Below are 12852 nucleotides of genomic sequence, written 5' to 3'. Positions count from 1 at the left end.
GGTCAGGCTCGGGCGCTCGATCGGCTGCGCAGTGCGAGGGGTTCGCGGACGCGACCGGTCATCGCGGAGACCACGGCCGCCGGCAGCGGCGCCGGGCGGCCGGAGTCGTCGACGCGGACCAGTGTCGTCTCGGCCTGCGCATACGCGGTGCCGTCGACGCCGGTCAGTCGCGCGGAGAAGTCGAACGAGGAACGTCCGACCCGACTGAGCCACACCGAGCAGGTGACGTCGTCCTCGGTGTACGGCATGGTCGCGAGGTATTCGACCTCCTGCCGCACCACCACGAGCCCGCCCTCGAGGAGATCGCGGCCGTCGCGCCCGCCCGGATCGCTCGCCAGGAGTGTCCGCGAGGCGCGCACACGCGACTCCTCGAAGAGCCGCGTGATCATCACGTTGTTCACGTGGTTGTTGCCGTCCATGTCGCCCCAGCGCAGCTGCAGGGACACGGTCGCGACGTCGCTGGGCATGTCGACACCCTATCGACGGTCGCCGACACCCCCGCCCCTGCCGTCGACCGTGCCGGACCTGGCCGCCCGGCGTGCCGCGACCACCCGACGGGTGGGTCCCGGCCCAGTCGGGGTCAGCGGCGGGTGAACTGCAACTGGCTGACCTGGAGGTAGCCCGAGGCGAACCCGGCCTCGCAGTAGGCGAGGTAGTACTCCCACATCCGACGGAAGGTCTCGTCGAAGCCGCTGTGCGCCGTGCCCGCGGCCTCCCACGACGCGATGAAGCGGTGGCGCCAGCGCCGCAGGGTCTCGGCGTAGTGCTGGCCGAGGTCACTGCGGTCGGTGCGGACCAGTCCGGTGTGGGCGGCGATGGTGTCGTCGATCGCCTGCAGCGACGGGATCAACCCGCCGGGGAAGATGTACTTCTGGATCCACCCGAACGAACGGCGCGTCGCCCGCATCCGGTTGTGGTCCATGAGGATGGCCTGGATGGCCACCTGCCCGTCGGGAGCGAGCAGCGAGTCGATGGCCGCGAAGTAGGTGGGCCAGTACTCCTCGCCGACGGCCTCGATCATCTCGACGCTGACGATCGCGTCGAACTCACCGCGGACGTCGCGGTAGTCCTGCAGCCGGATGTCGATCCGTTCGGTGAGACCGGCGTCGGCGATGCGTTTGCGCGCGAGGTCGAGTTGTTCGGTCGACAGCGTGACCGTGGTGACGTGTGCACCCCGCTGCGCGGCGCGGATGGCGAGTGCACCCCAGCCCGTGCCGATCTCGAGCATGCGCGTGCCCTCACCGACGGACGCCATGTCGAGCACGGCGTCGATCTTGCGCAACTGCGCCGCCTCGAGATCCTGGTCGGCGAACGGCTGCGCCTCGTCGAACTTCGCCGAGCTGTAGGACATCGTGGGGTCGAGGAACGAGGCGAACATCTCGTTGCTCAGGTCGTAGTGCGCCCCGATGTTCCGGCGCGATCCCTCGAGCGAGTTCTGCGTGGTGGCCGGGATCCGCTTGTCGACGACGGCCCGCAGCTTCCAGATCGGCTCGGGCACCAGGGATGTCATCCGCTCGGCGAACGGCGTGAGCGCCGCGCCGAGATCACTGCCCGGGGCCGCCCGCCAGTCACCGGCCATGTAGGCCTCCCCGAGACCGATCTTCGGGTTGTGGCTGATCCGATCGTAGAAGGCCTTGGGCCGCACGATCTCCAGCGCCTGACTGTCGGGTCCTCCCGCACCACGGACCGTGCCGTCGGGGAAACGGACCAGTACGGGCGCCTTGCCGATCGCGTAGTCCATCAGCCACCGGGCGATGGGCACCTTGACCCAGGTCCCGGCGAGGAACGGACGTCGGACGGCGAACGGGTCTGCGAGTCCGGTCATCTCTGGACCTCCTGGGGTGGTGTGTGCACCGGTCGGGCCACGACCGGCAGTCGGCGGAGCCACAGCCACACCCCGTGCACCGTGATGAGGGTGCGGGCGCGCTGCGGCATGACGGGCATGGTGACCACGGCGCGCAGGATCTGCGACGTCGTGGCTCGTCGGGGCGTTCCCGTGAAGGACGCGTGGAACGGCGCGTGGCCGTCGCGGTCGAGTCGGATGGAGACCGCGACGGTGCCGCGATCGAGTTCGAAGCGCATCCGGTACGAGCCGGAGACGTCGTTGAAGGGCGAGACGTAGAAGGTCTTCTCGGTCTGCGCGACACCGTGGTCGTCGGGGTGCAGGAGGTAGGCCGTCCGCTCGCCGTAGGTGTTGTGCACCTCCGCGACGAGGCACCGCAGCGACCCGTCGGGGTCGATGCACCAGAACACCGAGAGCGGGTCGAAGACATAGCCGAGCACGCGGGCGTTGGCGAGCATCACGATCCGGGACCCGGCGGGCAGATCGACCCCCTGGGCGGCGAGGTAGCGCTCGACGTTCGCACGGATACTCGCCGGTCCGCCGCCGTCGTCACGGCCGAGGTGGTCGGCGGAACGGAAACGGGCGAACGGGCGCAGCGCGGTCGGTGGCCGCGGCGGGTCGTCGAGATCGATCAGCCACTGGTACGCGCGGTGGGCGAACCGGTGTGCGATCGGGCTGCGACGCTCGTGTGCGACCTCTCCGACGACCAGAGCCGGCAGGTCGGGAAGGGTGGGATACGCGGTCACCAGTGCCCACCGAGCCGCCGCGCGGCCGCGACCCCGGACCGGCAGCCGTCCTCATGGAAGCCCCAACCGTGATAGGCGCCGGCGTACACCGTTGTGTCCGTGGCGATCTGCGGCAGCCTGGTCTGTGCGGCCACGGCGGCCGGCGTGTACACCGGGTGTGCGTAGTCCATCACGGCGATCACGCGCTCCGGGTCGATGCGCTCGGTCGCGTTCAGGGTCACCAGGTAGTCGGTGTCGCCGGGCAGGGATTGCAGTCGGTTCATCCAGTAGGTGACGACAGGGGGGTCGTCGGAGGCGTCGACGTCGTCGGGGACCAGATAGTTCCACGACGCCCGCGCCCGCGGCGTGCGGGGCAGCAGAGACGAATCGGTGTGCAGCACCGCCTCGTTCGGCGAGTAGTGGAATGCCGACAGCACGGCCTTCTCGTCCGGTGTCGGGTCCGCCAGCATCGACAGGGCCTGGTCCGGGTGGACCGCGACGACCACGGAGTCGAACCGGTGCCGCCCGCCGAGGCCGTCGGTGATCAGGACACCGCCCTGCGCCTCGGGATCGGTGCGGCTGATGCGCGTGACCGGGCACGAGACCCGCACGTCCTCGAGACCGGCGGCGATCCTGTGCACGTACTCGCCGGACCCGCCGGTGACCGTGTACCACTGGGGCGACCCGGTCACCGACAGCATCCCGTGGTTGCGCAGGAACGCGAACAGGTAGCGGGCCGGGTAGTCCATGGCGGTCGCGCTGCCCGACGACCAGACACACGAGACCAGCGGGACCGCGTAGTGACGTCGGAAGAACTCCCCGAAGCGATGTCCGGCGAGGAACTCCCCGAAGGTGGTGAGGTCCTCGTCGTCGCTGTCGTCGAGGAAACGGGCGGCCGCGCGGTGGAACTGCTTGACCTGGACGAGCATGCCGAGGAATCGGGGATCGGCGAGACGCCAGGGCTGGGCGAGGATCCCGCCGGCACCGCGACCGCCGGCGTACTCGAAACCCCCGGACGCGTCGCGGATGCTCATGCTCATCTCGGTCGGCTGTGTGGCCACGCCGAGTTCGTCGAACAACCGACGCAGCAGCGGATAGGTGTGCTCGTTGTGGACGATGAATCCCGTGTCGACGGCCATGTCGCCGTCGGGTCCGGGTACGCGGTGGGTGTGCGCATGACCGCCGAGGCGGTCGTCGGCCTCGAACAGCGTCACGCGATGGGAGCGGCCGAGGATGTGGGCGGCGGTGAGTCCGGAGACCCCCGAGCCGACCACCGCGACACTCGTCCCGCCCGGGCGCTGGATGTCGGCCATCATCGCCTCCTCACCGTCGTCTCGATCGAGTGCCGGATCGCCGATGCGGCGGTGCGGCCACGTCCATTATCGGCACGCGTGCCCTCACCCCCTTGTTCGGAGTGTCGGGGCATGCGGATGGGGTGACGGTCTTCACGTCCGGGGTGTGCCACGGCCCCCGCCTAGTGTGGGTTCGGTGAGCATCCACCGCACGTCGGTCGTCCGGGGCGCCGTCGACGAGGTCTTCGCATGGCACGAGCGACCGGGCGCGTTCCGGCGACTCACCCCACCCGGCTCGCCCATCGGGTTGAGGTCGGAGGCGAGTTCGATCCGGGACGGTCGCGCGATCCTCGCGCTGCCGGGCGGGCTGCGGTGGGTCGCCGCTCACCAACCGTCCGGGTACCGCCCGCCGCATCAGTTCGTCGACCGCCTCAGCAACCTGCCGCTGAGCCTCATCACGCCCTGGACGCACACGCACCGGTTCGAGGCGGTCGACGAGACGCACACCCGCATCATCGACCATGTCGACACCCGGGTGCCGGGCTTCGCACTGGCCCCGATGTTCGACTACCGCCACCGACAGCTCGCCGACGACATGGTGACGCAGGCATGGGCACGAGAACTCGCCCCCGCGCCGCTGGCGATCGGCATGACCGGAACCTCCGGGACCATCGGTCGGAGCCTGTCGGCGCTGATGACGACGGGTGGACACCGCGTGGTGTCGCTCGTGCGTCGCGAACCGTCCGGTCCCGACGAGCGGCGCTGGGATCCCGACGCGCCGGACGCCGACCTGCTCGACGGCCTCGACGTGGTCGTGCACCTCGCCGGCGCGTCGATCGCGGGCCGGTTCACCGAATCGCACGTCGCAGCGGTCCGTGACAGCCGCGTCGGGCCGACGCGGCTGCTGGCCGAGGTCGCGGCCGCTGCCCACACCGAGGGGCGCGGTCCGTCGGTGTTCGTGTCCGGCTCGGCCATCGGCTGGTACGGCGACATCCGGGGCGACGAGGAACTCGACGAGGACGCTCCGCCCGGGACCGGCGTCGTCGCCGAGATCGTGCGTGACTGGGAGGCCGCCACCGAACCCGCCCGCGCGGCCGGGCTCCGGGTGCCCGTCATCCGCACCGGCGTGGTGCAGTCCGCGTCCGGCGGGATGCTGGCCCTGCTGCGCCCGCTGTTCACCGCCGGACTCGGCGGACGCATCGGGAGCGGACGTCAGTGGCTCGCGTGGATCGGTGTCGACGACGTCTGCGACGTCTTCTTCCGCGCCGCCCTCGACCGGCGGGTCGACGGTCCGCTGAACGCGGTCGCGCCCCGACCGGTCCGCAACAGCGAGTACACCGCGACACTCGGGCACGTGCTGCACCGCCCGACGGTGCTGCCCGTTCCCGCGGTCGCGCCCGAACTCCTGTTGACCAGTGCCGGCGCCCGGTCGCTCGCGCTGGCCGACCAGCGGGTGGTCCCCTCTCGACTGCGCGAACTGGGCCACACGTTCCGCATGCCCGATCTCGAGCAGGTGTTGCGCCACCAGCTCGGCCGCTGACCCTTCGCTCGCTCCACCCGGCCGTACGTCACCCGACCGCGCGACACGACGTGCGGAGACACACGTCGTCGACGCAGCGCGGCCCTAGGATGGGTGCACTCGTCGGGCGAACGGTCAGCGCCCGCGCCGCTGCGGGAGGTGCCTCATCGACATCGACACCCCGCATCTGTCCCTGCGGCCCGTGACCGCGGCCGACGTGGCGGACCTGGTCGACCTCGACAGCGATCCGGCGGTGATGCGGTACGTCTCCGGCGGCGCGCCCACCCCGGTCGAGACGATCGCCGACTGGGTCGTACCTCGGGCCGTCGCAGCGATGGCCGGGGGCACCGGTGCAGGGATGTGGACGGCGCACGACCTCGGCGGACTCCGGTTCGTCGGGTGGTTCGCGCTCCGCGCACCACGGCACAGCGCCGCGCCCGAGCTCGAACTCGCCTATCGGCTGCGTCGTACGGCGTGGGGTCTGGGATACGGCACCGACGGGTCACGGGCGCTGCTGCGCCACGCGTTCGAGACCGCCCCCACGGACCGCGTGTTCGCAGGGACGATGGCGGTCAACGCGGCGTCACGACGGGTGATGGAGAAGACGGGCATGCGCCTGGTCGCCGTGCACCAGGCCGACGACCCCGCGGTCGACGGTTACGAGCGCGGTGAGGTCGAGTACGAGATCCTCCGCGAACACTGGGAATCCGGGGAGTTGCCCTGGGCGCGCCGCCGAGCCCGCCACGCGCATCTGACGGCCTGAGGAGATCCGTCGGGTCCGGTCTGCCCTCGGCCGCGTGGGCAGCGCGTCGATTGACTACCGTTGGGGCGAGAGCGGACGGCATCGACGCCGTGGCACCACCCCCGTCACGGCACCACCGAACCGCCCGGAAGCCACCAGCGACCAGTCACAGAGGAGCAGGCATGAACGCGTCCACCGAGGAACGGCGTCCGCATCGCGTGGTGATCATCGGGTCGGGGTTCGGCGGCCTGTTCGGTGCGCAGCGCCTGCGCAAGGCAGACGTCGAGGTCACGCTGATCGCCCGCACCACTCATCATCTGTTCCAGCCGATGCTGTACCAGGTCGCGACGGGCATCGTCAGCGAGGGTGAGATCGCGCCGGCCACCCGTCAGGTGCTGCGGCGACAGAAGAACGCGACCGTCCTGCTCGGCGACGTCGAGAAGATCGACATCGAGCGCAAGGTGGTCACGTCGCGGCTGCTCACCCGCATGACCGAGACCCCGTACGACAGCCTGATCATCGCCGCGGGCGCCGCTCAGTCGTACTTCGGCAACGACCACTTCGCCGAGTTCGCCCCCGGCATGAAGACCATCGACGACGCACTCGAGCTGCGCGGTCGGATCCTCGGTGCGTTCGAGCAGGCGGAACTCTCCGACGACCCCGAGGAACGTGCGCGTCTGCTGACCTTCGTCGTCGTCGGGGCCGGACCGACCGGTGTCGAGTTGGCGGGTCAGATCGCCGAGATGTCCGACAAGACGCTCAAGGACACGTTCCGCAACATCGACCCGACGCAGGCGCGGGTGATCCTGCTGGACGCGGCGCCCAGCGTCCTGCCCCCGATGGGTGAGAACCTCGGCACCAAGGCGGCGCGCCGCCTCGAGAAGCTGGGGGTCGAGATCCAGCTCAACGCGATGGTCGTCGACCTCGACTACGACGGCCTGACCGTCAAGGAGAAGGACGGCACCACCCGTCGCATCGAGTCGCAGTGCAAGGTGTGGTCGGCCGGTGTGGCCGCCAGCCCGTTGGGCAAGCAGCTCGCCGAGCAGAGCGAGGTCGAGCTCGACCGTGCCGGACGGGTCAAGGTGAACCCCGACCTGTCGGTCCCCGGCCACCCCGAGGTGTTCGTCGTCGGCGACATGATGTCGGTGGACGACGTCCCGGGCATGGCGCAGGGAGCGATCCAGGGTGGCCGCTACGCCGCTGACGCCATCGTGGCCGGCCTCAAGGGCCAGACGCCCGAGGAACGCACCCCGTTCAAGTACAAGGACAAGGGCTCGATGGCCACGGTGTCGCGGTTCAGCGCCGTGATGAGCGTCCCGATCCCGTTCACGGAGAGGCGATTCGAGACCGAGGGCTTCTTCGCGTGGGTCGGGTGGCTGGCCCTGCACCTGGTGTACATCGTCGGGTTCCGCAGCCGCCTGAGCACGATCATCGACTGGGCCGTGGCGTTCAGCACCTGGGGTCGGTCACAGCTCACCGTCACCGAGCAGCAGGTGTACGCGCGCACCGCGATGGACCACCTGCAGCATCTGGAGTCGGAGAACAAGCTCGACGACGAGCCGCCCATCCCGGCGATCGCCGAGCCCGATCCCGAGCCGACGACACCCGCCGCGGACTCCACCACCGAGGCCGACGCCAAGGACACCGCCAGGGCGACCGGGTAGGCCCGGGCCGGGTCACCGGCCGATCGTCGCCTCCGCGGCGCACGCCTGCGCGACCGTGTGACCCACCGCTGTCGTCAGGCTCGCACCCCCGACCAGCGCCATCCGCGTCGCGAGGGCGACCGCCGACACGTCGCCGGTGCGTGCGTCGGGGTGGACGAACCGACTGACGACAGCGCGGTGGTCGTCGCCGAGGACCGATCCCGCCCCCAGGTCGAGACGGTGTCGGAGCATCGGCCTGTCGTCGACGTCGACCCACAGTCGACCCGACCACGCGCCGCCGGTCTCGTCGTGTCTGCCGATCTGCGCGCTCTCCTCCACCAGTGCGGTCGCGGAGCCCGCCACCCGCACCCGCGTCGTCGTCTCGTGCTGTGCGGCCGCCGCGACGACGGTCGGCTGGGGCGCCAGGTGCAACTCCCCGTCCTCGGCGACGTCGACTGTCCACGCCGCGGTCGATCGGGGTTCACCGCGGGCGGGCAGCGCGATGGTGGCCGCGACCGTGCCGAGCCACAGCCGGGCACCGGGCTCGACCTCGACGCGGATGTCGATGTGGTCCCCGCCCAGCGGTGTCGCCGCGGTCGAGATCAGGTGGAGGGTGTCGACACCCGTACGCCGCACGGCGAGTCCGCCGACGGCGCACGAGAACGGGGCGCGGCCCGCTCGCGCGACCACATGGACGACGGTCCTCATCGCATGCGCCGCTCAGGCGACCTCGGCGAGCCGGTCGCGGACCCACGACAGGACGGTCGTCGCCGCCGGGTCCTCGGTCAGCGAGATCAGCGCGGTGGGTCGATCGCCCCGCACCGCGGCCGCATCGCGTTCCATCACCGACAGGTCGGCGCCGACCAACGGCGCGAGGTCGGTCTTGTTGACCACCAACAGGTCCGAGAAGGTCACCCCCGGTCCACCCTTGCGGGGGACCTTGTCCCCGCCGGCGACGTCGATCACGAAGATCTGGACGTCGATGAGGCCGGTGGAGAACGTGGCGGTGAGGTTGTCGCCGCCGGACTCGACGAGGATCAGGTCCAGCGGCGGGTTGCTCTCCACGAGGTCGTCGATGGCGTCGAGGTTGGCGGTGATGTCGTCACGGATCGCCGTGTGCGGACACCCACCCGTCTGCACCGCGGTGATGCGTTCGTCGGGCAGGACGGCGTTGCGGCGCAGGAAGTCCGCGTCCTCGGTGGTGTAGATGTCGTTGGTCAGCACCGCCACCGAGAGCTCGTCGCGCAACTGACGGCACAACGCGGCGACGAGGGCCGTCTTGCCCGAGCCGACGGGTCCGCCGATGCCGACGCGCAGCGCCTCCCCCGGCTGCCGGGTCCGTCGCGGCCGGTCCGGCGCGTGGCTGTGGGGTTGTCCGTCGATGAGATGCGGGGGCATCGGTGTCACCGTCCTCTGGGTCGGATGTCTCGGATGGGGATGTCGAGAAGTGTTCTCCGCGCCGGTCTCACGAGGCGAACAGGGGCATGTCGCGACGTTCGTGCCGTTCGGCGAACACGTCGTAGAGGGGGTCGGACAGGTCGGCCAGGCCCGCGGACGCCTCTGCGGCGGTCTGCTCGCACAGTCCCGCCAGGTCCATGGTGATCATCGCGACGTCGGCGGGGTCCATGGCGAGCAGCCGTTGCCCGGCTGTCGCCGATCCCGTCATCGCGGTGTACACCTGCGCCACCGCGACCTGGTGCCCCGACATCCCGCACAGGGCGCCGACGGTCCCGGCGATCACCGGGAGGTGCGACCGCGGTGTGTGCGCGGACAGATCGTGGTCGGGCCAGCGCCTGCGGGCCAGTCGGACCATCCCCCGGCCCTGCGCGAGCGAGGCGCCCCGCGCCGCGGACGACGGGGTCCGCACATCGGTCTCGACCTGGGCCTGTTCGGCGGTCAGCCGTCCGTCGGCGACGGCCGCGGCGATCGACGCCGCCACCAGCGCACCGGTCGCGATACGGCGCCGCAGGTAGGCCTCCAGGCTTGCGGCGTCGACGATCGCGCCGTCGGCGATCGCCTGTTCGACGCCACCCGAGTGCACGTGGCCGCCGACGGGCAGCCGCGAGTCGGCCAGCGTCAGGAGCAGCGCGAGGGTCCCGTCGGTCGTGGTGGGATCGTCCATCAGAAGAAGAAGTACCGCTGCGCCATGGGCAGGGTGTCCGCGGGCGCCTCGGTCCAGACCTCCCCGTCGATGCTGACGGTGAACGTGTCGGGGTCGACCCGGATGTCGGGGGTCGCGTCGTTGCGGGGCATGTCCGCCTTGCCGATCGACCGGACGTTCCTCACCGCCGAGAGCCGTCTGCGCACACCGAGTCGGTCGGCGAGACCGTCGTCGAGCGCCTGCTGCGCGACGAACGTCACCGAGGTCGCCGCGGCGACGGGTGGGGCCGCCCCGAACATCGGACGGTTGAGCACCGGCTGCGGCGTCGGGATCGATGCGTTGGCGTCGCCCATCGCCGCCCAGGCGATCGCGCCGCCCTTGACCACGACATGCGGGCGGATCCCGAAGAAGGCCGGTTCCCACAGCACGAGGTCGGCCATCTTGCCCACCTCGATCGACCCGATCTCGTGGTCGAGTCCGTGCGCGACGGCCGGGCAGATCGTGTACTTCGCGACGTAGCGCTGCGCGCGGTTGTTGTCGGCGCGGTCGTCGCCGGCCAGGCTCCCACGGCGTGCCTTCATGGCGTGCGCGGTCTGCCACGTACGCAGCACCACCTCGCCGATCCGGCCCATGGCCTGTGCGTCGGAGCCGATCATCGAGATGGCGCCCATGTCGTGCAGGAGGTCCTCGGCGGCGATCGTCGACGGCCGGATCCGGCTCTCGGCGAAGGCGAGGTCCTCGGGGACGCTCGGGTTGAGGTGGTGGCACACCATCAGCATGTCGAGATGCTCGTCGAGGGTGTTGACGGTGTGCGGCCGGGTGGGGTTGGTCGAACTGGGCAGGACGTTGGGATGGCTTGCGACGGTGATGATGTCGGGTGCGTGACCGCCGCCGGCACCCTCCGTGTGATAGGCGTGGATGCCGCGCCCTGCGATCGCTCCGAGCGTCTGCTCGACGTAGCCGGCCTCGTTGAGGGTGTCGGAGTGCAGCGCGACCTGCACACCCATCTCGTCGGCCACGCGCAGGGCCGCGTCGATCGCCGCCGGGGTGCTGCCCCAGTCCTCGTGGACCTTGAACCCCGATGCGCCGGCGAGGATCTGCTCGCGCATCGCGTCCTCGCCGGTGGTGTTGCCCTTGCCCAGCAGCGCGATGTTCAGCGGCCAGTGGTCGGTCGCGGCGATCATCGACGCCAGGTGCCATGCCCCCGGGGTGACGGTGGTGGCCTTGCTGCCCTCGGCCGGTCCGGTGCCGCCGCCGACGAGTGTGGTGACGCCGTTGGACAACGCCTCGTCCATGATCTGCGGGCAGATGAAGTGCACGTGGCAGTCGATCGCACCGGCGGTGACGATCTTGCCGTTGCCGGCGATGATCTCGGTGCTCGGCCCGATCACCAGGTCGGGATGGACACCGTCCATGGTGTCGGGGTTGCCTGCCTTGCCCAGTGCGACGATCCGACCGTCGCGGATCCCGATGTCGGCCTTGATGATCCCCCAGTGGTCGAGCACGACGACACCGGTGATGACGGTGTCGGGTGTGCCCTGCGCGCGAGTTGCACGCGACTGCCCCATCGACTCGCGGATGACCTTGCCGCCGCCGAAGACGGCCTCCTCCCCCGCCAGACCGGGTCCGCCACAACGGTCCTCGGTGATCTCTACGAGGAGGTCGGTGTCGGCCAGTCGGATGCGATCGCCCGTGGTCGGGCCGAACAGCTGCGCGTAGCGCTCCCGGCTCAGCGAGCTCATCGGTCCAACTCCCCCGGCGTGTCCAGCGAGAGACCGGGGACGACGCGCGCCCCGGCGAGCGGGACGAGTGACACCGTCATCTCGATGCCCGGCTCGAACCGCACCGCGGTCCCGGCAGGGATGTCGAGGCGGAGTCCGTGTGCGGCGTCACGGTCGAAGCGCAACGCGGAGTTGGCCTGCGGGAAGTGGTAGTGACTGCCGACCTGGACGGGACGGTCACCGGCGTTGACCACCGACATCTGCATGACGGGGGCACCCGCGTTGATCGCGATGTCGCCCTCGGCGCACAGGATCTCGCCGGGGATCACGAGATCGGCTCGTGAACGGTGACCAGCTTGGTGCCGTCGGGGAAGGTGGCCTCCACCTGTACGTCGTGGATCATCTCGGGCACCCCGTCCATCACGTCGGAGCGGGCGAGCACCTCGCGTCCGCTGGTCATCAGATCCGCCACCGACCGGCCGTCGCGGGCCCCCTCGAGGACGTGGTCGGTGATGACCGCGACCGCCTCGGGGTGGTTGAGCTTGAGTCCGCGACCCTGCCGTCGTCGCGCGAGTTCGGCTGCGTAGGAGATCATCAGCCGTTCCTGCTCGTGCGGCGTCAGCCTCATCGCATCACTCTTCCCTCACGCAGTCCCGACCGGTCGGTGACGGTCATCGTGCCACGGCCCCGCCGGACCGTCGCGGCGAACGGATCGGGCCGCCCGCGGACGACGACCCGACGGACGGGTCAGCGCCCGGGCTGGTCGAGGTTCTGCAACCGCACCCGACCCTGCGCGACGAGGCGGCCGTCGCCGTCGGTGACGTCGACCTGCCACAGCTGCTGCGACCGGCCGCGATGGATCGGGGTCGCCTGACCGGTGATCTCGCCCTCGCCGACCGCCTTGAGGAAGTCGGTGGAGTTGTTGACCCCCACGACGCGGGCGGGCAGGCCCTGGTCCTGCAACCACTGCGCCGCCGACATGCTGGCAAGGCTCTCCACCAGCGCGCAGTGCACACCGCCGTGGACGATGCCGAACGGCTGGTGGTGTTCCGGCGCGACGGTGAACGAGGCGCGGGAGCCGTCACCGCTGACGCGCTCCCAGCGGAAGGACAGGTGGCCGTCGAGGCCGGCGCCGACGAGGTCGGGATCGAGCGAGTTGGTCATCACCGGAGCCTAGCCAGCGCGCCGCGCGCGACCCGGCGACACCGACAGGCCCCGCACCGGGTGGGTACGGGGCCTGTCGTGGCGTGGACCGGGGGTCTCTGC

14 protein-coding genes are annotated in these 12852 nt (G+C 70.7%); 3 read left to right on the top strand and 11 right to left on the bottom strand.

Annotation, left to right across the window (positions count from 1 at the left end; all coding sequences use genetic code 11):
- Positions 1-2: 2 nt before the first annotated feature.
- From ACXVUM_RS16300 to ACXVUM_RS16285, 4 genes are all read right to left on the bottom strand, one after another.
- Entirely contained in the window at positions 3-467 is a 465-nt protein-coding gene (locus ACXVUM_RS16300) for an acyl-CoA thioesterase (protein ID WP_458522978.1), read from the bottom strand.
- Positions 468-580: 113 nt separating this feature from the next.
- The gene (locus ACXVUM_RS16295) at positions 581-1825 is read right to left on the bottom strand and encodes a class I SAM-dependent methyltransferase (protein WP_458522977.1); all 1245 of its coding nucleotides are present in this window, start codon (positions 1823-1825) and stop codon (positions 581-583) included.
- A complete protein-coding gene (locus tag ACXVUM_RS16290) occupies positions 1822-2589 on the bottom strand; it encodes a DUF1365 domain-containing protein (RefSeq protein ID WP_458522976.1) in 768 nt (255 codons plus the stop codon). The genes ACXVUM_RS16295 and ACXVUM_RS16290 overlap by 4 nt, the downstream gene beginning before the upstream one ends.
- On the bottom strand, positions 2586-3881 hold the full coding sequence (locus tag ACXVUM_RS16285; protein ID WP_458522975.1) for an NAD(P)/FAD-dependent oxidoreductase: 1296 nt from the start codon (positions 3879-3881) through the stop codon (positions 2586-2588). Before ACXVUM_RS16285 ends, ACXVUM_RS16290 begins: the two co-directional genes overlap by 4 nt.
- A gap of 175 nt (positions 3882-4056) precedes the next feature.
- Between ACXVUM_RS16285 and ACXVUM_RS16280 the strand changes: the two genes are divergently transcribed.
- The 3 genes from ACXVUM_RS16280 (at position 4057) to ACXVUM_RS16270 (ending at position 7785) form a co-directional block, all read left to right on the top strand.
- The gene (locus tag ACXVUM_RS16280) at positions 4057-5400 is read left to right on the top strand and encodes a TIGR01777 family oxidoreductase (RefSeq protein ID WP_458522974.1); all 1344 of its coding nucleotides are present in this window, start codon (positions 4057-4059) and stop codon (positions 5398-5400) included.
- Positions 5401-5545: 145 nt separating this feature from the next.
- Positions 5546-6142 (top strand): GNAT family N-acetyltransferase, encoded by a 597-nt coding sequence (locus ACXVUM_RS16275; RefSeq protein WP_458523533.1) that lies wholly within the window; start codon positions 5546-5548, stop codon positions 6140-6142.
- Positions 6143-6303: 161 nt separating this feature from the next.
- On the top strand, positions 6304-7785 hold the full coding sequence (locus ACXVUM_RS16270) for an NAD(P)/FAD-dependent oxidoreductase (protein ID WP_458522973.1): 1482 nt from the start codon (positions 6304-6306) through the stop codon (positions 7783-7785).
- A gap of 12 nt (positions 7786-7797) precedes the next feature.
- Here the strand turns inward: ACXVUM_RS16270 and ACXVUM_RS16265 are convergent, their stop codons facing one another.
- The 7 genes from ACXVUM_RS16265 to ACXVUM_RS16235 all read right to left on the bottom strand — a co-directional run bounded on the left by ACXVUM_RS16265 (position 7798) and on the right by ACXVUM_RS16235 (position 12750).
- Positions 7798-8472, bottom strand: coding sequence for an urease accessory protein UreD (locus ACXVUM_RS16265; RefSeq protein WP_458522972.1), 675 nt, complete (start codon positions 8470-8472; stop codon positions 7798-7800).
- Positions 8473-8484: 12 nt separating this feature from the next.
- A complete protein-coding gene (gene ureG / locus ACXVUM_RS16260; RefSeq protein WP_458522971.1) occupies positions 8485-9162 on the bottom strand; it encodes an urease accessory protein UreG in 678 nt (225 codons plus the stop codon).
- Between the two features lie 67 nt (positions 9163-9229).
- Entirely contained in the window at positions 9230-9886 is a 657-nt protein-coding gene (locus ACXVUM_RS16255) for an urease accessory protein UreF (RefSeq protein WP_458522970.1), read from the bottom strand.
- Positions 9886-11607, bottom strand: coding sequence for an urease subunit alpha (locus ACXVUM_RS16250; RefSeq protein ID WP_458522969.1), 1722 nt, complete (start codon positions 11605-11607; stop codon positions 9886-9888). The genes ACXVUM_RS16255 and ACXVUM_RS16250 overlap by 1 nt, the downstream gene beginning before the upstream one ends.
- Entirely contained in the window at positions 11604-11915 is a 312-nt protein-coding gene (locus tag ACXVUM_RS16245; RefSeq protein WP_458522968.1) for an urease subunit beta, read from the bottom strand. Before ACXVUM_RS16245 ends, ACXVUM_RS16250 begins: the two co-directional genes overlap by 4 nt.
- On the bottom strand, positions 11912-12214 hold the full coding sequence (locus ACXVUM_RS16240; RefSeq protein WP_458522967.1) for an urease subunit gamma: 303 nt from the start codon (positions 12212-12214) through the stop codon (positions 11912-11914). The genes ACXVUM_RS16245 and ACXVUM_RS16240 overlap by 4 nt, the downstream gene beginning before the upstream one ends.
- 119 nt (positions 12215-12333) lie before the next feature.
- Complete coding sequence (locus tag ACXVUM_RS16235) at positions 12334-12750, bottom strand: PaaI family thioesterase (RefSeq protein WP_458522966.1); 417 nt, start codon at positions 12748-12750, stop codon at positions 12334-12336.
- Positions 12751-12852 lie beyond the last annotated feature (102 nt).

The organism is Williamsia sp. SKLECPSW1, from assembly GCF_054332755.1.
Note: the sequence above shows the minus strand (reverse complement) of the source record. Positions and strands in the feature narration are given on the sequence as shown.